25 protein-coding genes are annotated in these 22,200 nt (G+C 71.2%); 9 read left to right on the forward strand and 16 right to left on the reverse strand.

Features of this window, described 5'->3' with window-relative positions; all coding sequences use genetic code 11:
- Positions 1 to 12: 12 nt before the first annotated feature.
- The 13 genes from R3E98_15235 to R3E98_15295 all read right to left on the reverse strand — a co-directional run bounded on the left by R3E98_15235 (position 13) and on the right by R3E98_15295 (position 11,201).
- Entirely contained in the window at positions 13 to 672 is a 660-nt protein-coding gene (locus tag R3E98_15235) for a flagellar hook assembly protein FlgD (GenBank protein ID MEZ4424763.1), read from the reverse strand.
- Positions 669 to 2,510: a hypothetical protein gene (locus R3E98_15240; protein ID MEZ4424764.1), complete on the reverse strand. Its 1,842-nt coding sequence runs from the start codon at positions 2,508 to 2,510 to the stop codon at positions 669 to 671. Before R3E98_15240 ends, R3E98_15235 begins: the two co-directional genes overlap by 4 nt.
- The gene (locus tag R3E98_15245; GenBank protein ID MEZ4424765.1) at positions 2,507 to 3,148 is read right to left on the reverse strand and encodes a hypothetical protein; all 642 of its coding nucleotides are present in this window, start codon (positions 3,146 to 3,148) and stop codon (positions 2,507 to 2,509) included. Before R3E98_15245 ends, R3E98_15240 begins: the two co-directional genes overlap by 4 nt.
- Positions 3,145 to 3,612: a flagellar FliJ family protein gene (locus R3E98_15250; GenBank protein MEZ4424766.1), complete on the reverse strand. Its 468-nt coding sequence runs from the start codon at positions 3,610 to 3,612 to the stop codon at positions 3,145 to 3,147. The genes R3E98_15245 and R3E98_15250 overlap by 4 nt, the downstream gene beginning before the upstream one ends.
- A complete protein-coding gene (locus R3E98_15255) occupies positions 3,609 to 4,946 on the reverse strand; it encodes a FliI/YscN family ATPase (GenBank protein ID MEZ4424767.1) in 1,338 nt (445 codons plus the stop codon). Before R3E98_15255 ends, R3E98_15250 begins: the two co-directional genes overlap by 4 nt.
- Positions 4,939 to 5,583 (reverse strand): FliH/SctL family protein, encoded by a 645-nt coding sequence (locus R3E98_15260; GenBank protein ID MEZ4424768.1) that lies wholly within the window; start codon positions 5,581 to 5,583, stop codon positions 4,939 to 4,941. Before R3E98_15260 ends, R3E98_15255 begins: the two co-directional genes overlap by 8 nt.
- Complete coding sequence (fliG, locus tag R3E98_15265; GenBank protein ID MEZ4424769.1) at positions 5,570 to 6,583, reverse strand: flagellar motor switch protein FliG; 1,014 nt, start codon at positions 6,581 to 6,583, stop codon at positions 5,570 to 5,572. Before fliG ends, R3E98_15260 begins: the two co-directional genes overlap by 14 nt.
- Before the next feature lie 3 nt (positions 6,584 to 6,586).
- Positions 6,587 to 8,074 carry a flagellar basal-body MS-ring/collar protein FliF gene (gene fliF, locus R3E98_15270; GenBank protein MEZ4424770.1) on the reverse strand — a complete coding sequence of 496 codons (1,488 nt, stop codon included), beginning with the start codon at positions 8,072 to 8,074 and terminating at the stop codon, positions 6,587 to 6,589.
- Between the two features lie 5 nt (positions 8,075 to 8,079).
- Positions 8,080 to 8,388, reverse strand: a complete 309-nt coding sequence (fliE, locus tag R3E98_15275; GenBank protein ID MEZ4424771.1) for a flagellar hook-basal body complex protein FliE — start codon at positions 8,386 to 8,388, stop codon at positions 8,080 to 8,082.
- Between the two features lie 5 nt (positions 8,389 to 8,393).
- Positions 8,394 to 8,723 (reverse strand): hypothetical protein, encoded by a 330-nt coding sequence (locus R3E98_15280; protein ID MEZ4424772.1) that lies wholly within the window; start codon positions 8,721 to 8,723, stop codon positions 8,394 to 8,396.
- Positions 8,724 to 8,741: 18 nt separating this feature from the next.
- Positions 8,742 to 9,233 (reverse strand): flagellar basal body rod protein FlgC, encoded by a 492-nt coding sequence (flgC, locus tag R3E98_15285; GenBank protein ID MEZ4424773.1) that lies wholly within the window; start codon positions 9,231 to 9,233, stop codon positions 8,742 to 8,744.
- Positions 9,233 to 9,529 (reverse strand): hypothetical protein, encoded by a 297-nt coding sequence (locus R3E98_15290; protein MEZ4424774.1) that lies wholly within the window; start codon positions 9,527 to 9,529, stop codon positions 9,233 to 9,235. The genes flgC and R3E98_15290 overlap by 1 nt, the downstream gene beginning before the upstream one ends.
- Before the next feature lie 283 nt (positions 9,530 to 9,812).
- Entirely contained in the window at positions 9,813 to 11,201 is a 1,389-nt protein-coding gene (locus R3E98_15295) for a sigma-54 dependent transcriptional regulator (GenBank protein ID MEZ4424775.1), read from the reverse strand.
- Positions 11,202 to 11,283: 82 nt separating this feature from the next.
- On the opposite strand from R3E98_15295, the gene R3E98_15300 reads away from it, so the two are divergent.
- The 8 genes from R3E98_15300 (at position 11,284) to R3E98_15335 (ending at position 18,792) form a co-directional block, all read left to right on the forward strand.
- Positions 11,284 to 12,165, forward strand: coding sequence for a flagellin (locus R3E98_15300; protein MEZ4424776.1), 882 nt, complete (start codon positions 11,284 to 11,286; stop codon positions 12,163 to 12,165).
- Positions 12,162 to 12,497 (forward strand): PilZ domain-containing protein, encoded by a 336-nt coding sequence (locus R3E98_15305; GenBank protein MEZ4424777.1) that lies wholly within the window; start codon positions 12,162 to 12,164, stop codon positions 12,495 to 12,497. Before R3E98_15300 ends, R3E98_15305 begins: the two co-directional genes overlap by 4 nt.
- Positions 12,498 to 12,952: 455 nt before the next feature.
- Positions 12,953 to 14,074, forward strand: a complete 1,122-nt coding sequence (locus R3E98_15310) for a flagellin (GenBank protein MEZ4424778.1) — start codon at positions 12,953 to 12,955, stop codon at positions 14,072 to 14,074.
- A 100-nt stretch (positions 14,075 to 14,174) separates the two neighbouring features.
- Complete coding sequence (gene fliD, locus R3E98_15315) at positions 14,175 to 17,258, forward strand: flagellar filament capping protein FliD (protein MEZ4424779.1); 3,084 nt, start codon at positions 14,175 to 14,177, stop codon at positions 17,256 to 17,258.
- Positions 17,255 to 17,647 (forward strand): flagellar export chaperone FliS, encoded by a 393-nt coding sequence (gene fliS, locus R3E98_15320; protein MEZ4424780.1) that lies wholly within the window; start codon positions 17,255 to 17,257, stop codon positions 17,645 to 17,647. Before fliD ends, fliS begins: the two co-directional genes overlap by 4 nt.
- The gene (locus tag R3E98_15325) at positions 17,644 to 18,060 is read left to right on the forward strand and encodes a hypothetical protein (GenBank protein MEZ4424781.1); all 417 of its coding nucleotides are present in this window, start codon (positions 17,644 to 17,646) and stop codon (positions 18,058 to 18,060) included. The genes fliS and R3E98_15325 overlap by 4 nt, the downstream gene beginning before the upstream one ends.
- 88 nt (positions 18,061 to 18,148) lie before the next feature.
- Complete coding sequence (locus tag R3E98_15330) at positions 18,149 to 18,478, forward strand: flagellar biosynthesis anti-sigma factor FlgM (protein ID MEZ4424782.1); 330 nt, start codon at positions 18,149 to 18,151, stop codon at positions 18,476 to 18,478.
- A gap of 11 nt (positions 18,479 to 18,489) precedes the next feature.
- Positions 18,490 to 18,792 carry a hypothetical protein gene (locus tag R3E98_15335; protein MEZ4424783.1) on the forward strand — a complete coding sequence of 101 codons (303 nt, stop codon included), beginning with the start codon at positions 18,490 to 18,492 and terminating at the stop codon, positions 18,790 to 18,792.
- Between the two features lie 3 nt (positions 18,793 to 18,795).
- Here the strand turns inward: R3E98_15335 and R3E98_15340 are convergent, their stop codons facing one another.
- On the reverse strand, positions 18,796 to 19,698 hold the full coding sequence (locus R3E98_15340; GenBank protein ID MEZ4424784.1) for a hypothetical protein: 903 nt from the start codon (positions 19,696 to 19,698) through the stop codon (positions 18,796 to 18,798).
- Positions 19,699 to 19,959: 261 nt separating this feature from the next.
- Here R3E98_15340 and R3E98_15345 point away from each other — a divergent pair, with 261 nt between their 5' ends.
- Positions 19,960 to 20,355 (forward strand): response regulator, encoded by a 396-nt coding sequence (locus R3E98_15345; protein MEZ4424785.1) that lies wholly within the window; start codon positions 19,960 to 19,962, stop codon positions 20,353 to 20,355.
- Positions 20,356 to 20,368: 13 nt separating this feature from the next.
- On the opposite strand, the gene R3E98_15350 is transcribed toward R3E98_15345, so the two are convergent.
- On the reverse strand, positions 20,369 to 21,178 hold the full coding sequence (locus tag R3E98_15350) for a flagellar motor protein MotB (GenBank protein MEZ4424786.1): 810 nt from the start codon (positions 21,176 to 21,178) through the stop codon (positions 20,369 to 20,371).
- Entirely contained in the window at positions 21,178 to 22,053 is an 876-nt protein-coding gene (motA, locus tag R3E98_15355) for a flagellar motor stator protein MotA (GenBank protein MEZ4424787.1), read from the reverse strand. The genes R3E98_15350 and motA overlap by 1 nt, the downstream gene beginning before the upstream one ends.
- Between the last annotated feature and the right edge of the window lie 147 nt (positions 22,054 to 22,200).

Consider the following 22,200-nt stretch of genomic DNA (forward strand, 5'->3'; position numbering starts at 1 on the left):
CCCGGCGTCCACTCAGGTGCCGAGGCCCAGCTCCGCAACCGCGGAGAAGGGGATCTCGATTCCGTCTGCGATCAGCCGCAGCCCCTGCGGCGTGAAGCGCATGCCTTCGATGACGGCCTTGGTGTAGGTCTGCACCGCCAACGAGTCGCCGTCGGCGTTGACCGCCTCCACTTCGTAGCGGTAGTGACCGTCGGGCAGTCCGTTCGTCAGGGTGGAGACGTCCAGCTCCTGTCGGCCGCCACCCACGGACCCCAGGGGCTGTGAGCCCACCTCGGTGCCGTTGGCGTCGAAGAGCTTCACCGTCACCGCGCCACCCCCTACCGGCATGTCCACCGTGACGGTGTCCTGCGCGGGGACGGAGACCAGGTCGCCGGCCGCCAGCACCTCACGGCCCAACAGGCTGGAGCCCAGCGTTGCCGCCAGCGTCTCGCCCATGGCCGCGTTGGAGGCCGCCTGCGCCTCCATGTTCTCGTTCAGGTTGATGAGCTGCTCCACGCTCGAGAACTGCGCGAGCTGGACCGCCATCTCCTTCCCGTCCATCGGGCTGAGCGGGTCCTGGTTGCGGAGCTGTGCCACCAGGAGCGTCAGGAAGTCGTCGCGGCCCATCGCGTCGTTCGGCGCGAACAGGCTCCCGGGGCTGGAGCTCCCGGTCGACTGGATGCCATCGATCATCGTTGTCCTCCACGTCGGCCGGAGTCGTTCCGGTCGCGGTACAGGGAATCCCAGAAGCCGCGGGAGCGGCTGTCGGTGCCTGGGTGGTTGGCGTCCCGACCGGCCGACTCGGCCAGACCGGGAACGAAGGAGCGGACCGCATCCCGGCGCAGCGCCTCGCCCACCTCACCGGCGGACACGAGCGTGCGGACGTTGACGCCGTCCGTCTCGAGACCGTGCCGGACGAGTGACGCGCGCAGGGCGGCGGACTCGGACTGGATGCGCTCGGCTGCGAACGGATCGCGCACGCCGATCGTCGTGGTCACGCGACCGTCCTGGACGCGGACGTTGAGCAGGGTCTCGTCGCCGGTGCCCGAGTCCACGGCCAGTTGCATCTGCTGTACGGGCCTCTGCGCCGCCTGGGCGAAGACCTGACGCACGCGCTCGGCGCGCTCGGCCGCCTCCACTCCGGCGCCCGGCATCTCGACGCGCGGGAACAACGGAGCGGCGGGCTCGCTGCCCTGGGGTGCGATCGGCGCGGCCTGCGTGCCGCGAGGCGCGCTCGGCTCGCCGGTGCGCGGCTGCGCGGAGGCGTCCGACTCCTCGGTCGGCTTCGTCCGCACGGAATGCTCGGCCACCTGCAGCGCGCCGGCGGCCGGTTCGGCGGTCCCACCGGTCGGAGCGGCCGGCGCGGCGCCGGAGGCGGTCGTAGACGCCAACGGCAGGGTGGGCTCGCCGCCAGCGGTGGCGGAAGCGGGCGTGTCGGGACGCGCCGCGGTGGCGGTCGCGGTCGCGGTCGACCGCGTGGCCGGATCACCGACGAGCGGGGTCGCGACCGGGGACGCCTCCGCCGTGCGGACGGCTCCACCGGTGGGTGCGGCCGGGACCGCCGCGGGTGCGACGTTCTGCACACCGGGCACGGCCGGGCGGGCGACCGCGGCGACACGAGCCACGCCCACCACGTCGGCCGGGCGGGCCACGCTGGCCACGGGCGCCACGGAAGCCGTGCGCGCCACGTCCGCGGGACGCGCGGGGCGCGCCACCGGAGCGGGCCGCTCGATCTCTCCGAGCTGGGTGACCCGCACGGACGAGCCGAACGCCCGGCCATCGAAGGGCTCGCCCTCCAGCTCCACGTGGCCGGGGTCGAGCGGCGCCAGGGAGACGAGCCCCTCCTCGCGCGCGAGCCGTGCGAAGCGCTCGTAGGCGATCGGGTTCTCGTAGGTGCCGTCGATGACCACGTCGACCGCGAGGCCGTCGGTGTGGGCCGAGGTGCGCGTCCAGGTGACCACCGGGCCCGGCGCCGTGCGGCCTTGCGCGAACAACTCGGCCTGCCGTTCCTGCGTGCGGTAGCCCTCGGCGATCTTCACCTCGTGCCCGTACTCGGCGCGCATGCGTTCCATCACGCGCTCCAGGCGCGCCCTCAGCTCCGGATGCAGCCGATCGGGATCCGGGGGCAGGGCGGCGGTCGTGAACGGCGTGACGGTGTCGGTGTCGGATCCCCCGTCGGTCGGGGCGGCGCCCTCGACCTCCGCTGCGATCCCCGCGGTCTCGGTCGCCCCTTCGGTGGGTGCGCCCAGGACCCGCGTGTTCAGCGCACCCAGGATCAGCGACGCGAGCGCATCCTCACCCTCCACGTCGGTTGCATCGGACGGGAGCCCGAGCTCCGCGGCGTCCACGTCGGCGAAGCCGTCCGTGATCTCGTCCGCGAGCAGGGACGCGAAGGGCAGCGCGGGTGCTTCGGGCACGGTCCCGCCACGGGACTCGGCGCCCCGCGTGGTGCTCTCGCGCCCGCCCACGCCCGGGATCACGGTGAACGGATCACCGCTCGCTCCCACGAACGTCGAAGCGAACAGACTCATCGTGGCACTCCTCCTCCCTGGATGAGCGTGCTGCTGAGCGCGGCGGCCAGCTCGGCATCGAGGCTCGAGAGGATCTTGGCCGCGCTACGGTTGTCGAGCTGACGCAGGATGCGTTCGATCTCGTCCTGCTTGAGCAACCCGAGCACGCGGGCGGCGTCCCGGGCCTGCATGGTGCCGAAGATCTTGGCCAGCCGCTTCGCCGCCTCCTCCGGGTCGGGCGCAGCGCCCGCGCCGGTGGTGGAGGCGGGTGCGGCAGTCGCCTCCGCGGTCGGGGTGGCGTCGGGCGGGGGGGGTGGAGTCGTCTCCTCGGTGGGGGACGCCTCGCCCGGCGTGGCCTCCGCCGTGGTCTCGGCGACGTGGGCGTCGGTCGGCGCTGCCGAATCCGCCGAGGGCGGCTTCACGAGCGCAGCGAGCTCGGACGCGTCGAGGCCCGAGGGCGCGGTCTCCTCCTCCGCATGGGTGGAGTCGTCCGCCTGGGCACTGTCGGCGGCATGCTCGTCGGCGGCGGCCACGTCCTCATGGCCCTCGGCCGCCTCTTCGGTGGACGCGGGTGGAGGAGCCACGAACATCACGTAGCCGGTCCCTCCGCCGAGGCCCACCAGGAGGCCGATGATCAGGGGCAGGATGATCTGCTTCATCGGGGGTCGTCCTCGTCGGGGGCCTCACCGGCCTCCGGACGTCCCCGCCGTTGCAGGGACAGGTCGTCGAGCGCGTTCTGCTCCCGACGCCGGTGCTCCAGCAGCCACTCCTCGCGTCGGCGCTCCTCCAGCTTGTCGAGCGCCTTGCGGTCGGTGAGCGCCGCCACGAAGGCGTCGTAGCGTTCCTGCACGGCGCCCCAGGCGGTGCGGCTGCGCTCGGACGCCGCGTCCAGATGCGCGCCGATCTGCTCGAGCATGACGGCCACGCTCTGGGCCCGCGCCACGTCGCCCCCGGCTTCCTGGAGCTTCTCGTGCCCGACCCGGCGCAGCTCGTCCAAGGTGCGCTGGGCGTCGTCGGCCGCCGACGCCTCGGTCATGGCGCGGGCAAGCTCGGTCGCGGATGCGCGCTCCTGCTCGGCGCGTAGCCGACGCACGGTCTCCAGAGGGAAGCGATACCTGCTCAACGGGTCCTCCGCTGCGTTTCGGCGCGACCGGCGATGCTGCCGAGTCGCTGGATGGTGACCGGCGCGGGCGTGCGCTCGTCCGGTCGCTGCCACAGGAAGCCCCGGATGTCGTCCTGCAGCTCGATCGCCGCGTCCACGTCCGGGTTGGAGCCGCGCTGGTAGGCGCCCACCGAGATCAGGTCCTCCTTCTCCCGATGCGCCGCCAGGACGCGGGCCATGGTCACGGCCGCGCCGCGATGGCCTTCGTCGATGATGCCGTCGCGCACGCGGCTCTTGCTGCTCAGCACGTCGATGGCGGGGAAGTGCCCCGCGTCGGCGAGCTGCCGGCTGAGCACGATGTGCCCATCGAGGATGGAGCGCGTCGCGTCCGCCACGGGATCGCTCAGGTCGTCCCCCTCCACCAGCACGGTGTAGACGCCGGTGATGCCGCCGCGGGCGCCGTTGCCTGCGCGCTCCAGCAGGCGCGGCAGGGCCGCGAACACCGAGGGCGGATAGCCCTTGGTCGTGGGGGGCTCACCCGCCGCCAGACCGATCTGGCGCCACGCCGTTGCGACGCGGGTGATCGAGTCCAGCATGAGCAACACGTTGGCGCCCTGATCCCGGAAGTGCTCCGCGATGGCGGTGGCCACCAGGGCACCACGGGCCTGGACCAGCGCGGCCTCGTCGCCGGTGGCCACGATCACCACCGAACGCGCCAGCCCTTCGGGCCGGAGCGCGTTCTCCAGGAAGTCGCGCACTTCACGGCCGCGCTCGCCCAGGAGCGCGATGACGTTCACGTCGGAGGAGGCCTGGCGGGCGATCATGCCCAGCAGGGTGCTCTTGCCGACACCGCTTCCGGCGAAGATGCCGACGCGCTGGCCCCGGCCGAGCGTGAGCATGCCATCGATGGCACGCACGCCGGTCTCGAAGGGCGCGTCGATGATCTCGCGCTCCAGGGGGTGTGGCGGCTCGCCCAGCAGCGACATGCGCTTCGTGACGCCCAGGTCGCCCTTCCCGTCGATCGGGTGGCCGAGCCCGTTCAGCACGCGTCCCAGCAGCCCGGGACCGACGTCCACTCCGAACGAGCGGCCCATGGGTTCGACGGCGCTCCCGGGATGGATGCCACCGAGGTTGCCGAGCGGCATGAGCAACACGCCCCGCTCGTGGAAGCCCATCACCTCCGCGAGCACGGAATGCTCGTCCGAGAGGGACGTCACCCGGCACAGCTCGCCCAGGGCGACGTCCTCCAGGCCGGTGGCTTCGATCACCAACCCGACGACGCGGGTGGTCCGTCCGGCCACCGCGTAGCGCGGCACGTCGGCCACGCGCTCGATCATGGCTTCGACGTCAAGCATCGCCCAGCCCCTGGTAGATGCGCAGGAGCGCGGTGTCGACGCGCCCATCCACGAGCCGCTCGGCGCCCTCGACCACGCAGCCGCCGCGCTCCACGTTGGCGTCCGCGCGCCAGCGGATCTCGCGTCCGCCCGCCAGACTCCCCGATGAAGCGCCCGTGCTCTGGATCTCCACCGCATGCGTGGACAGCAGGGACAGGTCCGCCGGATTCAGGCGCACCGTCACCGCTTCCTCCATCTGGAAGTGCGAAAGGGCGCGCGAGACGATCTGCTCGAGCTGCTCGGGATCGGTGCGCAGCTCGCGCTGCACGATCTGTCGCGCCACGGCAACCGCCAGCGCATGCAGGTTGCGCGCGAGCGCTTCACGCCAGCTCAGCGACTCGGCGGTGAGGCCGGTCGTCGCGGTCTCCAGCGCCTGCAGCGCGCTGGTCAGCCGTGCCTGCGCCCGGGCTTCGCCTTCGCGCAGGCCTTCGGCCCGCCCACGCTCGAACGCCTCCTCCACCTCGTGGCGGTGGCGGTCCTCGGGGGACTCGGCCACGGGCTCCACGGTCGACGCGAAGCCGAGCGTGTCGAGCTCCTCCAACGCCCAGGTGGTCGGGTTCACGACCGGGCCTCCCTGATCGTCGTCATACGAGGGCATCGTCCCCACCGCTGGCCAGCATCAGCTCGCCGTTCTGCTCGAGTTGACGGGCCACGGCGATCACGCGGCGTTGGGCTTCCTCGACCTCGCTCACGCGCACCGGCCCGAGGAACTCGATCTCCGAGTTCAGGGCGGACAGCGCGCGTTGGCTCATCACCGTCTGGAGGGCCCCCTTCACGCCCTCGCTCGCCACCTTCAGCGAGAGCGCCAGGTCCTTGGTCTCGACGTTCTGGAGAAGCGTCTGCAGCGAGCGCTTGTCCACGTTGACCAGGTCCTCGAAGACGAACATCAGGTTGCGCACGCGCTCGAGCAGCTCGGGATCCCGCTCGCCCAACCCGGCAAGCAGCGCTTCCTTCTGGCCGGGAAGACGGTTCAGCACGGCAGCCACCGAATCCGGCCCGGCCGGGTTCGTGGCCGCACCGGCCAGGTAGAGCTCCGAGCCCGCCTCGAGGGCGCCCGCGATCACCTCGAGGATCTCGGGTGCCACGGGTTGCATGGCGGCCATGCGGTGCAGGATCTCGGCGGACTCGTCGATGTCGAGCGCGGCCAGCACCTCGGCCGTCTGGTTGGTCTCGAGCTGAGAGAGGACCAACGCGGCGGTCTGTGGATGCTCGCTCGCGAGCATACGGGAGATCTGCGCGGGCTCGGCATCCTGGAAGAGGGTCAGTCGGGGGCGTTCGGTGGACTGCGGGCCCACCCGTTCCAGAAGCTGACCGGCCTTGCGCGCGCCGAACGCTCTCTCGAGCACCTGGCGGGCGTAGTCGACGCCGCCGGACACGGAGGTGTTCGCCGACTCCATGCGCTCCCACTCGGCCAGCACCTGGTCCACCACATCCGGTGGAACGGCGCCCATGCGGGCGATCTCCGAGGCCACGCTCTCGAGCGCGGGCGGCGGCAGCTGCCGCGTGATCTCGGCGGCGGCGTCCGGGCCGAGCGACATGCAGATCAGGGCGATCTTCTGATGCCCGGTCAGATCCGCGTGCGAGAGGGTGGCCGCCACGGGTTAGGCTCCCTGCAGCCAGGAGTTCACGACACGTGCTGCGGCCTGCGGGTTCTCGACCACGCGAGCCGCGAGCTCTTCGCGCTGCGGACGGCGGGAGGCCGGCAAGGGCGCGCGCGCCGGCTCGGGGAGCCGGTCCGCGCCGTCCCCGGCGACCAGCACCGGCGGCTGCGCCCGCGGCGTCTCCCGCAGGGTGCGCAGCGCGCGCAACGACAGGATGAAGGCCAGGATCAGCGCCAGCACCGCGAGCACGGGCTTCTGCAGCATCTGGATCCAGTCCAGGATGCCCGTCCCGCTCGGCTCCGGCGCGACGATCGGTGTGACGCCGCTGAACGGGACGGAGACGACCGAGATGGCGTCTCCCCGCGTGCCGTCCACGCCGACCGCGTTGCGCACGAGGGCTTCGATGCGCGCCAGCTCGTCCGCCGTGCGATCCGTGAAGCTGACGTTGCCTTCCTCGTCGGTGCTCATGGCCGCGTTGACCAGCACCGCCACCGTCAGACGCTCCACGCCGCCCTGCCCCTGCGTGAACTGCTCCACGCTGCGGGTCCCGTCGAACGTGGTCTTCGACTGCTGGGAGGCGGCGCCCGTCGCGCCTTCGCCCGGGATGACCTCCGCGCGTTCCTCGGACAGCAACACCTGCGCTTCCGGATCCACCGACTGCACGGTGCGCGCGACCTGATCGAAGTTGAGCGTGGCCGCCACGCGGACGTCCGCGTTGCCCGGTCCCACGAGCGGATCGAGCAGCCGGCGCGCCTTGGACTCCAGGTGACGCTCGACCGCGAGCTGCGTCTCGAGCTGGCGGGAGGTGAGCCCGATGCCGGTGTCCGACTCGGTGGACGCCGAGAGCATGCGGCCCTGTGCGTCCAACACGGTCACGTGCTCGCTGCTCAGACGGTCCACGCTGCTCGCCACGAGATAGGTGATGCCGCGCACCATGCCGTCACCGGCGTCGAAGCCCGGACGCAGCGTGAGCACCACCGACGCTTCGGCCGGCTCGTTGGCACGGCGGAAGACGGAGCTCTCCCCCATGGAGAGATGGACCTTGGCGCCGTCGACGCCGGCCATCTCCGCGATGGTCCGCTCCAGCTCGCCCTCCAGCGCCCGCTTGTAGTTGATGCGCTGGGTGAAGTCCGTCATCCCCCACGAGGGCTGGTCGAAGATCTCGAAGCCCGTGCGTCCGGACGGCACCACGCCCTGCTCGGCGAGCACGATGCGGGCGCGGGCCAGGTCCGTGGAGGCGACGTGGATCTCGCTTCCGCCCTTCTCCATCCGGTAGAGGATGCCCTCTTCGTCCAGACGGCCGGTGACGGTCGGGACCGTCTGCAGATCGAGCGCGCCCAGCACGGGCACCCACGTGGGCGCGGTGGACCAGCGGTAGACACCCCACACCAGGGCCACGGCCAGAGCGGCAGCCAGACCCACCTGGACCCGACGTCCCACGCCGAGGCGGTCGAGACTGCGGGTGAGCTGCTGAAGGAAGACGCTCATCCGGATCAGCCCTGCATGTTGGCGAGGGTGCGGTACGCTTCAACGAGCTTGTTGCGTACCTCGATCAGCAGCTCCAACGCGATGCCGGCCTCTTCCGCCGCGGCCATCACGTCGTGCAGCTCGACATCCTCCCCGCGCACGAACGCGCTCATGGCGTCGCGGGCGGAGGACTGGGCGTCCCCGATCTCGCCGAGCGCCTTCTGGAAGATGTCCGCGAAGGACGAGGAGGACGGGTCACCCCGGGTCGGGTCGACCGCCGCGCCTGCGCGCAGGCCGACGGCCGTGGGGTCGAGACCGCGGATGGGAGTCGCCATGGGAATCAGCCTCGAATGTCCAGATGGGTGCCGCGGGCCACGACGGACGCGGGCTGCGTCTGGGCGCCCCGGCCGTACGTGACGGCGCCGAGTGCCTCGACGCGCGCGAAGTAGTCCCGCTCCTCCGAGCTCAGGTGCGTCCAGATCTCGGGATCGACCCGGTCCGGGGCGGGTGCGGCGGGACGGGCGGACGCCAGCGCGGACGCTTCGGCCTGCACCCGACTGCGGGCGCGGTCGTCGGCGCCGGCGTGCGTCTCCGCGGCCGCCTTCTCCTGGGCCTCGTCTGTGCGCGGCCCCGGAGCGATGGGAAGCGTGTTGCCGATCGAATCGATCACCTGTTCCTCTCCTCGTCCCTAGATCGACAGCGCGCGGTGCAGGACGGACTTGAGGACCTGGAAGACCGTCGCGTTGGCCTCGTAGGCGCGTCGCGAGAGCATCAGGTCCACCGTCTCCTGGCTGAGCTCGACGTTCGGGTAGCGCACGTAGCCGTTCGCGTCCGCGTCGGGATGGCCGGGGTCGTAGACCAGCGGCCCTTCGGTCGGGTCGGCCTCCACCGCCGTGACGTCGACCCCGCCGGGCTCCCCTTCCTGGAAGGGCAGCGGCGGGACGTCCAGCGACGCGAGGGTGAGCGGGCCGGTGTCGGGCCGGGGCCGCGCCTCGAGGCGCGCCACCTGGCGCTGGTAGGCGCCGCCGCCCGCGGTCCGGGTGGCCTCCGCGTTGGCGATGTTCTCCGCGATGGTCTCCATGCGGACGCGCTGGGCCGTCAGCCCGCTGGCCGCGACACGCAGCGGACGGAAGAAGCGGCGCGATGCGTCCGCCGGGTCGAACCCGCCGAAGATCTCCATCAGGCCCCCCGCACCGCGGAGCGCAGCCGCTCGTACGTCCGGCGCAGCAGGTCGGCCGAGGCGTCGTAGCGGATCTGCTCGTTGGCGAGCGCCACCATCTCGGCCTCGAGATCCACCTCGGCGGTGGCCTCCTGTCCCTCCAGCGCGGCCTGGAGCCCCTGCTCGAAATCGGGCTCGACACCGTTGGTGGCGTTGGCCACCCGGTGGGCCATCTCCCGCATGCGGCTCGTGGCCGCATCGAGGTCGCCCTTCAGGGTGCCCACCCCGGACGAGGGTCCCAGCAGGTGTTTCAGCACGTCTGCCTCCGCGTGGTCGAAATACGTCGCACCGGGTGAAGGCAAGCGCTGTACCGATGCGGGACCACGGGGGACCGGCCCGGGGACAGGCGGGGGCGCAGGGCCCCTATCCCGTGGTCAGACCATCACTTGGGAGGACAGCTCGGGGCGGTGGGGCGGCCCGGAGCGCGGAGGAGACGGGGCGGGGAAGGAGGAGGCGGGGCTCCCGGGCGGCTGAAGATTCCGCCCGGAAGCGGGTGGTTCGTCCCGGCACGGACCCGGACGAACGTGCCGGTCCGACGGCTCAGTCGTCGGGTCGGTTCAGCTTGTTGCGCAGGGTTCGGGGGTTGATCCCGAGGAGCTCGGACGCGCGGGTCCGGTTGCCGCGGGTGCGGCGCAACGCCTCCTCGATCAGAGCCTCCTCCGCCTCACGCACGTCCAGGGAGTGCAGCATCACGGTCCCTTCGGGCGCCGCGGCAGGCGCTGCAGCCGATGCGGGCTCCCGATCCGGCAGGACGGACCGGAGCTCGGCGCCCGTCAGGTCGAAGTCCGACGGGCGCAGCGTGGGATCGCGGCTCAGGATGACGGCCCGCTCGACCGCGTGCTGCAGCTCGCGCACGTTGCCCGGCCAGGTATGGGCGTTGAGGAGCTGCACGGCCTCCGGGGAGAAGCCGGTCAGCTCCTTCCCGTTCTGGTCGGCCGCGCGCCGCGCGAACTGCTGGGCCAGCAGCAGCACGTCCCCGGACCGTTCCCGCAGCGCCGGCACCTTGATCGGCACCACCGCCAGGCGGAAGTAGAGATCCTCGCGGAAGCGGCCGGCCCGCACCTCGCCGGCCAGATCCCGGTTGGTGGTCGCGACCACGCGGGTGTCCACGCGGATCGGCGAGGTTCCGCCCACCCGCTCGAACTCCTGCTCCTGCAGGGCCCGGAGCAGCTTCGCCTGCAGCTCGATCTGCATCTCGGAGATTTCGTCGAGCAGCAGCGTTCCGCCGTGCGCGCGCTCGAAGGCCCCGGGCACGCGCTTGGTGGCGCCCGTGAACGCCCCCTTCTCGTGGCCGAAGAGCGAGCTTTCCACGAGGGTCTCGGGGATGGCCGCGCAGTTCAGCGCGACGAACGGCCCACCCCCGCGCTCGCTCAGGTCATGGAGCGCGCGGGCCAGCAGCTCCTTGCCCGTCCCCGATTCGCCCTGGATCAGGACGGTGGCGCGCGTGGGCGCCACGGTCTGGACGGTCTCCATGACCTTCCGCAGGGCGGCCGACTCCCCGAGGATCTCGCGCCGCACCCGGAGCTGGGAGATCTCCCCCCGCAGCTGGGCGTTCTCGCGGCGCAGGCTGGTGAGCTCCAGCGCCTGGGCCACCGCGAAGCGGAGCTCCTCGGGCCGGACCGGCTTGGTCACATAGTCGATGGCACCGGCCTTCAGGGAGGACACCGCGTCCTCCACGGTCGCATAGGCCGTGCTCATGATCAGCGGGATCCCCAGCCCCTTCCGCAGCAGGATGTTCAGGAACTCGAGCCCCGAGACCTTCGGCAGCCGGTAGTCCGACAGGATCAGGTCCGGTTCGTGCTCTTCGAGCACCTGGAGCGCCGCCGGCACGTGCTCGGCCGTGAGCACCTCGTGCCCGGCCTCCTCGAGGGCCTCGCGGGCCAACTCGAGATCGGCGGGTGTGTCGTCGACGCAGAGGATCGTGGCCATCTGGGCTCAAGTCTGGGGAGTTGCGGTCCGATAACCTATACGGCGGAACCGATTCCGGCTCAACCGAAGCGGAGAACCCACGGTGCGGGTCACGAGCCACACGCAGTATCTGCAAGCACGACAGACGGTTGTGGAGGCCAGCGCCCGGTTGGCCGAGACCACCCAGAAGGCGTCCCACGGGAAGCGCATCCGGCGTCCCTCGGACGATCCGACCGGGACGGCCGAGGCGCTCCAGACGCGCTCGGACCGCCGGGTCACGGCCCAGACCGCCCGGAACATCGATGCCGGCCGTCGGCGCCTGGATGCCGAAGAGGACGTGCTCGCGGGCATCACGGACGCGCTCACCCGGGCCAAGGAGCTGGGGCTGAGCCAGATCGGCGCCACGGCCTCGCCCCAGACCCGACTGGTGGCCAAGGGCGAGGTGGACGAGCTCCTCAACACCGTGATCGGGCTGGGCAACACCCAGCAGGCGGGTGCCTTCCTCTTCGGGGGCTTCTACGCCGACCAGCAGCCCTTCGACGCCGCCGGGAACGTGTCGCCCACGACCCCGCCGGTCGGCGAGGCCCAGCTCGACCTCGGGTCGGGCCAGCGGATGGCCACCAACCACGATGGGCAGTCGGTCTTCGTGGACTCGGGCGTCCTGGACGCCCTCCGGAACCTGTCCGCCGCCTTGGCCGCCAACGACGACACCCAGATCGCCAACGCGGTCACGGACGTCGACAACGCGTTCGACGCCACCCAGTCCCTGGTGGCCGACGTCGGCGCCCGGTGGGTGCGGATGGACCATACCGCGTCGGCGCTCGAGGACGTCGACCTCAACCTCGAGGAACGCCTCGGGGCGATCGAGGACGCCGACCTCGCCGAGGTCCTGGTCGAGCTCTCCTCCCGGCAGGTGGCGCTGCAGTCGGCCCTCATGGCCACCGCCCGCGCCTCCGAGCTGACCCTGACCAACTACCTGCGATGAACGCGCAGCCCCAGACCCGGTCCTACTACAGGGTCGAGTACCCGCTCGCCGAGCGGCCCCACTTCCTGATGTCCGACCGGATCCTCCAGGTCCTGGACTGCTCCGAGGTGGGCTTCCGCTACGACGTCTCCGGCTATCCGCCCCCGAAGGTGGGCGAGCGGATCGCTGGCCGGATCCGGTTCCGCCGCGGCCGTCAGTTCCCCGTGGAGGGACGGATCGTCCGGGTCCGGGAGCGCGAGGTCGTCGTGATGCTGGACGAGGTCCGCATCCCGCTCGCGACCATCTACGACGAGCAGCGCTACCTGCGGTCGCGCTACCCCATGCGCTTCTGAGGAACGGGCCCCCACGGGCCGTCCTCCCCGCTCCACCGGCTCCCCGCCGGCGCTTCTCCCGATTGCTCCCCGCCTCCCCTGATCCATCGCCCCGGTGCTGGCGCTCCATCCGCCCTTGGCGCATGGGGTCGCCCCGGAGCGGTCCCGCTGCCGGGCCCTCCGGCGGAGCGGCCGGGCGGGCCGGAGCGCCTCGCGGCGCCGCAGAGCACCAAACCCCTGGCAGAACGCCAGATGCACGCTCCGGGGCCGCGGAGGTCCCGGGGGCCGGGCCCAACCCGCCCGGACCCCGGATGTCGTTGTGCGTCAACGACTTGTGCCTTCCTGACAGGCTCCCGCCCGCCCTTCCTCAACTTTCCCGCAGGCCGGCCGACACTCCTTACAGCGAAGAGAGGGCGCTGACCGGAACCGAACCCCTCTCGGTGGACAGCTAGAGCCTCCAGATAGGGAGCAACACCATGCCAGCAATCAACACCAATTCCGCCGCGATGAACACGCAGCGGATCCTGGGCCAGCACAGCCGTGCGTTCGCCCAGTCCGTCGGCCGACTCTCCTCCGGTTTCCGGATCAACCGCGCCGGTGACGACGCGGCCGGCCTCGGTATCGCCAACCGCCTCTCCGCCGACGTGCGTGGCCTCAAGCAGGCCGCCCGCAACGCCGAGCAGGGCATCTCGATGCTGCAGGTCGCCGAGGGTGGCACGCAGCAGATCCAGGCGATGCTCGAGCGTATGAAGGAGCTCGCCTCGCAGGCGGCCTCCGCCAACTCCGGCAGCCGCACCGTGCTGAACCAGGAGTTCGACGCGCTCCGTTCCGAGATCGGCCGTATCACCGACTCGACCGCCTTCCAGGGCAACAAGCTCCTGAACGGCTCGTTCGGTAACGCGATCGACCTCGGCAACTCGACGCTCGATGCGAACACCGCGCTGCAGACCTCGTCGATCAGCGCGCAGGGCGCGGCCGCCGGGACCTACACGGTCACGAAGGTGGACGCGACCACGCTGCAGATCAGCGATGGTACGAACTCGCAGAACGTGACGGTCGCCTCGACGGGCGTGCAGAACGTCTCGTTCTCGCAGTTCGGCGTGTCCTTCTCGACCGGCCTCGGGTTCGACATCAGCGGTAACAACAACTCGTTCTCGGCCAACAACAGCCTGGTGGTCTCGGCCGGTACCGGCGGGTCCTTCCTGGTGAGCTCGAGCGGCGCCTACACGAGCACCGACCTGGTGAGCGTGGGTCAGATCGACCTGGGCACCGGCGCGACCGGCCTCAACATCGCGACGAACGACCTGACCACGCAGGCCAACGCGCAGACCGCGCTGACCGCGCTGGACGGGGCCATCGACTCCGTGTCGTCCGCTCTGGCCGACATCGGTACCGCGATGAACCGGATCGACTTCGCGCGCACCAACGCCGAAGTGACGATCGAGAACTACGCGGCCGCCGAAGGCGTGATCCGCGACGCGGACATCGCCGCCGAGACGACGAACTTCGCGAAGCTCGGAATCCAGCAGCAGGCCGCGACCGCGATGCTCGCCCAGGCGAACGCCGCGCCGCAGCTCCTGCTGTCGCTGCTCGGCTAAGCCAGCGGCTGAACGCACGACCGGGTCAACGTACCTGGAGACGCACGGGGGTCCCCGGGCCGGCATCCGCCGGTCCGGGGCACCGGCGTAGGAGAGAGACATGGAAGCCTCATCGTTCTTCAGTGGCCTTCTGAGCGGTGTCGACTACCGATCCCTGGTCGACGCCATCATCAACGCGCAGTCGCGTCCCATCACCCGGCTGGAAGACCGGATCGATCGGATCGAGACGCGCTCCGACGCCTACCTCTCCTTCAAGGGCCTGCTGTCCTCCCTCAAGGACGCATCGACCGCGCTGCGCTCCTCCGACGCCTTCGGAGCGCGTACCGCCACCTCTTCTTCCTCGAGCGTGTCCGTCTCGGCCGCGAACAACGCGCCCGTGGGCAGCCACGAGATCGAGGTCTTCCAGTTGGCCACGGCCGAGAAGCTGGGCTCCGATTCCTTCCAGGATCGCAGCGCCGATCTCGGCCTGAGCGGCGAGTTCCTCATCAACGGTCGCCGCGTCGCCGTGGCCGCCACGGACTCGCTCGACGACATCGCCCAGGCCATCAACGGCGTGAACAGCGGGAGCACCGCGAGCGGTGTGAACGCCTCGGTGGTCTCGGTCGGGTCGTCCGACCACCGCCTGATCCTCACGTCGGAGCGCACGGGCGCCACCGGTGTGGATCTGGTGGAGGTCAGCGGCGGTGTGCTGAAGAGCCTGGGCGTGCTGGATGCCACCATGTCCACCAAGCACATCACGTCCGACGGGGCCCTGAGCGACCGGTTCGCCAACGGCACGCAGTCGGTGGGTGGGCTCCTCGGTCTGACGTCGCCTCCGGCGGCGGGCGCGGTGGGCATCGGCAGCCTGAGCGTCACGCTCGACCTGTCGACCATGTCGCTGACGGACATCGCGGACGCCATCAACGCCGAGGCATCCCTCGCCGGCAGCGGCATCCAGGCCACGGTGGTTCCGGATCCCGACGCCGGCGCCTCGGTGCGCCGCCTCGACATCTCCGGGACCACATCCTTCACCGACGCGGGGGGCATCCTCGAGACGCTGGGATTCCTGCAGGGCGGCAAGAGCGGTGTGGCGCACGAGCTCACCAGCGCCACCGCCTTCCAGGACGCTGGGGGCGTGAACCCCGCCACCGCCGGGACGCAGCTCTCGCAGCTCTCGATCGGCGGCAACGGCGCCGGGGTGCAGGCGGGGGACACCCTGACCATCTCGGGCACCCGCGGCGACGGCTCCACATTCGGCTTCACCTACACCGTGGGGGGTGGGGACACGCTGCAGACGATCGTCAACCGCCTCAACAGCAACGTGGACGGGCTGCAGGCCGGAAGCCGTACGGCCACCGCCTCCATCTCGGCCAACGGCGAGCTGGTGATCACGGACGACCAGGTGGGCGGCAGCCGCCTGTCGCTGTCCATCGTGGCGAACAACGAGAACGGTGGCACGCTCGACTTCGGCGCCGTCGGGACCAGCGCCACGGGCCGCTTGCGGCAGATCTCCGCGGGCGCCGACGCGCAGCTCTCGGTGGACGGCGTCTATCTGGAGCGCGCGACCAACTCCATCGCCGACGCGGTCGAGGGCCTGACCGTCGAGCTGCACGCCGGGTCGGTGGGAGACGTCGTCGCGGTGATGGTCGGCAAGGACATCGACGCCTTCGTCAGCGACATCCAGGCCTTCATCGACGCGTACAACTCCTCCGCGGAGTTCGTGCGCACGCAGCTCGAGCGTGACGCAGATGGCAACGGCGGGCCGCTGGCGGGGGACAGCACCCTGCGCTCCATGGCCTCCGACATGCGGCGCGCCATGCAGACCGCCCTTGCGCCCGGTGTGGCGGGGAATCTGGGCCGCTTGGGCGACCTGGGGATCGAGATCCAGCAGGACGGATCCTTCTCGGTCGACACCGCGCGCTTGAAGGAAGCGTTGGAGACGGACAGCGGCGCCGTGCAGCGGCTCTTCGGCATCCACGGCGCGGGCAGCGTGAGCGAGCTCGAGTTCGTGGGCGTCACGGACGCCTCCGTCGCCGGCACGTACGGTGTGGAGATCACACAGGCGGCGACGCGGGCGCAGATCCTGGGCACCGGCTTCGGTGGCACCTACGTGGATGACGGCACGTCCGACTCGATGCTGATCAAGGACATCGCCTCGGGTGCGACCTACACGGTCGCCCTGTCCAACGGCGACACGCTCCAGGACATCATCGACAAGATCAACACCGAGATGGACACGGCGCTCTCCGAGATCCACGAGGCGTCGGCGCAGCTCTTCTCCGACGGCGTGGGGACGGTCGCCACCGACAGCACGCGCCTCTCCGACCTGTTCGACAACCTGGGGGCCAACCTGGGCGTCGCGGCCGGTGACACGCTCACGTTCTCCGGAACGACGCGCGGCGGCGCCACCATCGACACGCAGTTCGTGGTCACCGATCCGTCCACCCAGACCGTGGGTGAGATGATGGCCACGTTGCAGAGCGCGGTGGGCCCGGACACGCGCGTCTACCTGGACGCGAACGGGCGCATCCGCGCCGAGGATCAGGAGACGGGCTCCAGCCTCTTCACCCTGGACATCACGTCCGACAACGCAGGCGGCGGCACGTTCTCGGTCGGGACCATCGCCGCCGTTCAGGAAGGCCGGACCACGTCGGGCATCGTGGCCGTGGACAATGGGGGTCAGCTGGAGCTGACCGCAGAAGGCTACGGGAGCAACGAAGGCTTCGAGATCAGCTTCCTCGCGGGTGGCACCGACGGGTCCGCCTCGTTGGGCGTGGCAGCCGCCAGCTACACCGGGCTCGACGTGCAGGGTACCATCGGTGGCTTCGCCGCCACCGGGCTCGGGCAGCTCCTGACGGGCGACGCGGACAGCGCGGTGGAGGGCATCAGCCTCCTCTACACCGGCAGCGGCGTCGGGTCGGTGGGGACGATGAGCGTAAGCCGCGGGATCGCCTCCCTCGTGGAGCTCGCGGCCGACGCGCTCGTCAGCAGTGACGGGGGATCGATCGACGACCTCGTCGAGCAGGGTCAGCGCAACATCGATTCCATGGAGAGTCGGATCAGCACCATCGAGGACCGGCTGGCGAGGCGGCGTGAGCTGCTGCTGCGCCGGTTCCTGGCCGCCGAGACCGCACTGGCCCGGACGCAGTCACAGACGGACTACCTCTTCGCGAGCCTTCCGCAGTTCAACCAGAACGAGCGATGAACAAGAACGGCTACACCGCCTACAAGCGGGCGGAGATCCAGAGCAGCAGCCCCGAGCAGCTCATCCCACTGCTGTATCGTGAGCTCCTGCGCCAACTGGCACAGGGCCGCGCGCACATCGCGAACGGCGCCTTCGAGGAGAAGGCGGATGCGTTCAGCAAGGCGAACGCGATCCTCCTGGAGCTCATGGGCAGCCTGGACGTGAAGGCCGGCGGCGAGCTGGGCCAGCAACTGGCCTCGCTCTACCGCTACTTCCTCGCGGAGCTCGAGGCGGTCAGCCGCACGCTCGACCTGGGACGACTGGATTCCCTGGTCGACCTCATCCAGCCGCTGGAGGAGGCCTGGCGCCACGCCGCCGAGGAGCTCGCCTCCCAGCAGGCGGGCGTATGAGCGCCCAGGCCGTCATGGGATGGCTGGAGCGGCGGCGCGCCGGCTACCGGGCCTACGCCGCCCTGGTGGGGGAGCAGGCCACCGCGCTCCTCCAGGAGGACTTCGGCCGGATCCGGGGCCTGGAGCTGGAGCGCGACCGTCTGGCCCAGGGCCCGCTCGCGGAGGCCGTCCCGGGCGACCTGGAGGCCCTGCTGGCCTCGTCCGGCTCCGTGCGGGCCGCCTACGCGGAGACGCGCGGCGAGATGGAGCGTGCGCTCGGTCTGGAGCGGGCCTACCGGCGGGGCCTGGAGTCGGTGCTCGAGACCACGCGGGCCGAGCTCGCGGAGGTGCAGGGATCGGGCACGCCCCGGTCCCCCTACGGGCGGCAGCCCGCCGGGGCCGGCGCTGGCGCGGCGCTCGACCTGAGGCGATAGGCGTCCGGAGCCGTCCCGACTAAACATCCGGCCCGGACCGGCCGACACTGAAGACAAGCAGGACCGAACCACACCCAGGAGACGTGACATGCGCATCCCCGACTCGAAGCCGGAAGGCCTCCGGTCCGATGGCGCTGGGCGCATCCGCGAGGAGCCCCCGGTCGGCGGCGAGCAGAAGGCCCGCCCGATACCGCCGGTGGCCCGTATGGACCGGGTTGAGATCTCCGACGCCGCCCGCGCCCTGGCCGAGCAGGCCCGCGCCCGGGAGACGGCAGAAGCCGAGGCCGCCCCGACGGCCGGCGAGACCTCCCCGGACCGTACCGCCGAGCTCCGGGCCCGTGTGGCCCAGGGCTACTACGACCAGCCCCAGATCCTGTCGCAGGTGGCCGACCGCCTCCTCGACAGCGGTGATCTTTGAGTCCGGGGCTCGTGACCATGGGATCCCGCATCGAGACCAGACCGGAACGAGCGTTCTACAACGTGGGGGTCGCCCTGCGGCTGATCGAAGGCGTGCTCGACGATCTGGAGCGCGACCTGCGGGTCCCGGCCGCCCGGCCGGCCGGCCGGATGGTGGACCACATCGTCCACGCGCTGCATCTCATCGAGCAGCTGGACCCGCCGGCCGATCCCACGACCGCACCGGCCGCGGCCCGTGTGCGCACCCAGCTCCGCGGGGAGCTCGAGACCCTTCTGGTGGACCTCACGCGCCAGGGCGCCGAAGCCACCGTCTGAGCGTCAGCTCCCGCGGATGTAGGTCTTTCCGCCCGCCACCAGGGCCCCTCCCCGCAGCGCGTACTCGTAGGCGGCCCGGCCCTGGGGGGTCGTGATCACGATCGTGTTGCCGATCACCGTGTAGGTCCCCTGCGCGTTCCCCCCTCCGATGCTGGACACGTCCGACCAGGATCCCTCGTTCGTCCGGGCGCTCGACGCCCCCACGGACGAGGACGACGTGAACTCGAAGGAGCCCACCCCGTCGAAGGCCACGGTCTCCTCGTACGAGTGCGCCCAGGAGCCGCTGCCCGCGATGCTCGGGGAGGAGTTCCCCGAGTAGAACGTCCACCGCCCCGCCAGGGCCGCGACGGCCGCCGCGTCGAGGGTGGGCGCGCCGATCTCGACGGCCCCCACCAGTCGGTCCACCTCGTCCCGGATCGCGGCGAAGCGCTCCGGAGACGTCAGCACCACCATGCCGAAGGACGTGCCGTCGCCGCCCTGGAGGGTAAGCGAACGTCCCGCGACCCGCTGTCCCGTCGAGGGGCTGACGAGATCGTATTCGCCCGCGATGACGGGCCGCCCCGACACCGTGGTCGCGTGCAGGTCCGTGCTGGGGGTTCCCTGCAGCCCCAGCGCCCCGGCCAGGGCGACCAGCTCGTTCTGGATCTCGGCGGGGGTCGCGCTGACGCCCGGGGCGGCGATGAGGGTCGCCGATCGCGTCGGGTCCTGGAACACGCGGACGCGCCCCTCGGCCCGGACGAGGGCCCAGCCGCTCGGGATGGGATAGCGGACATTCCAGCCCTGCACCGTCTGCACCTCACCGGCCTCCTGTGCGCTCGACGGCGTGGCCGGAAGGGCGACGGGTACGGTCAGGGCGGCCAGGCACAGGAGGGTGCGAAGGGGCGGCACGGCGGTCCGGGAGTCCATGAGGGTACGCGGGTCCGAGGTCGATGGGCGCGGGGACCGATCGACGGTCTCCCCCGCGTCGGTGCCGCCGCATCCGGCGCCACCGCTCACCCGGAGTGGCGGGAAGCGGCATCGGATCGGGTCGCGCACCGCTCCCGCAGTGGAGTCGTGGCCCGCGATGTGCGACGTTCCGGTCGCTTCCCGACGGAGCGCACCCCCCGCAGGAGGGATCGCGAAGCGCGATCCCCCGCCCCGTCCCTGGTAGGTCGGCAATCCGGATCCGTGGACGCACCCCTCCGACCCCTCCACGTGCTGCTCGCCGATGACGAGGCGATGTTGCGCCTCGCCATCCGCCTCACCCTCGAGGACCGGGGGCACCGCGTCACCGAGGCGCCCGACGCCGATCGGGCCCTGGTCCTGGCCCGCGCGGGCGGGTTCGACCTGGCGATCCTGGACGTGAACATGCCGGGCGACGGGCTCCGCCTCCTGGCCCGGCTGCTGGACGAAGCGATCCTTCCGGGCCGGATCCTCATGCTCACGGCGGACGTCGCACGGTGGGCCACCCGCGAGGAGCTGGAGCGGCGCGGCATCCCCTGGCTCGCCAAGCCCTTCGACTTCGGGGAGTTGACCCGGACGCTGGAGCGGATGGCGGACGAAGGGAGTGCCCCCGCCGGCTGATCCGTCCGGTAGCCTAGGGCGTCGGGGGTTGGGGCGCCGCGTACAGGAAGGGCAGGAAGATCGTGACCCGGCGATTGGCCGGATCCTCGGGCTGGCCGGCGAGCCGGAGCTTGCGATCGGCGTATCCGCGCACCTCGTTCACGCGCCTCGGATCGAGCCCTGCGCCCTCCAGCGCCCGACGCGCCGCGTTGGCCCGGTCATTGGAGAGCTCCCAGTTCGTGTAGCCGCTCTGGGAGAGGGGTCGGGCATCCGTATGCCCCTCGACGATGATGCCGTTGGGCTGCTCCGCCAGCTCGCGCGCGACCACCTGCAGGACGGCCTGCGCCGGGTCGGTCAGCTGCGCCGAGCCCAGCGAGAAGAAGGTGGGGCCGTCGTCGGACTCGGCCAGCTCGATCCGGAGCCCGTCGTCGCCCACCTGGACGTCGATGGCGCCGGCCAGGCCCTCCCGTTCCATGACCTCGGAGAGATCGTTCCGCAGATGCTCCGCGGTCTCCTCGAGGCGAGCCCGCTCCTCCCGGTGCCGTCGCTGAAGCATCTCGAAGAGCGCGCTCTGGGTGGTGGTGGGCAGCCCGGTGCTGCCCGCCAGCGCGGCGCTCGTGCCGGCACCCGCCTGGTCGCGGTAGCCCAGGGGGTTGTTGAAGTAGGCCTGGACCACGTCCTTGGCGGGCTGATCCATCCCCACCACCCACATCACCAGGAAGAAGGCCATCATCGCCGTCACGAAGTCGGCGTACGCCACCTTCCAGGCCCCGCCGTGGTGGCCGTCGTGGTGTCCCTTCTTCTTGACGATCCGGATGACCGGTGGGGCGCCGTGGTCGTGCATCAGGCCGCCGCCTTCGCCTGCTCGGACGCCTTGTTCGTCAGCTCTTCGAGCTCGACGAAGGAGGGGCGGTCCTCGGAGATGATGGCGCGACGGGCGAACTCGACGGACGTGAGCGGCGCGTCGCCGCGCGCGAACGAGAGGATGCCCACACGGATGCAGTCCATGTAGGCGTGCTCGCTGCGGCCCCGGCTCTCGAGCGCGGCCGCGAGGGGGTGCATGACCCCGTAGGCGCCCAGCACGCCCAGGAACGTCCCCACCAGTGCCGCGCCCACCTTGTGGCCGATCTCCTCGGGGGAGCCCCCGATGTGGCCCATGGTGATGATCACGCCCAGCACGGCGGCCACGATCCCGAAGCCCGGAAGCGCGTCGCCCACCGTGGCCAGCGCCTTGGGGACCACCTTGCCGGCTTCGTGATGGCGCTCCAGGTCCAGCTCCAGGATCTCCGAGAGGTTGTGCTCCGGGATGGTGCCCGTGAGCAGGACCTTCAAGGTGTCGGTGAGGAAGCCCACGGCGTGGTGGTTGCGGGCGAACGTGGGATACCGCTTGAAGATGCTGCTCTCGTGCGGCTTCTCGGCGTGCTGCTCGATGCCGATCAGGCCCTCGCGGCGCGCCGTGTAGAACAGCTCGTACAGCACCGCCAGCAGGTCCTTGTAGGCGGACTTGCTGTACGGATTGGGCTTGAGCAGCCCCAGGACGTCCTTGACGAGCTGGACGACGGTCTGGGGGGTGCTCGAGATCAGCAACGACCCCAGCGCGGCTCCTCCGATGATGATGAACTCGGAGACCTGGATGAGCACCAGGAGGTTGCCGCCGTGCATCATGAAGCCGCCGACGATGCTGCCCAGCACGATGGCGAAGCCGATGAGGACCAGCACGTTAGGCGGTACCCCGCAGGAATGGCGGTACGGAGGCCTCCGGGGGGGAGGCCCTCTCCACGGGAGAGTATCGGTCAGGGGGGAGGGGAAGTTGACGCTTCGTCCGGGTCCAGGGGCGGTGCGGCCGGAAGTGCCGCCGGACCCGGT

The sequence above is a fragment of the Gemmatimonadota bacterium genome (assembly GCA_041390125.1).
Lineage (GTDB): Bacteria > Gemmatimonadota > Gemmatimonadetes > Longimicrobiales > Gaopeijiaceae > JAGQIF01.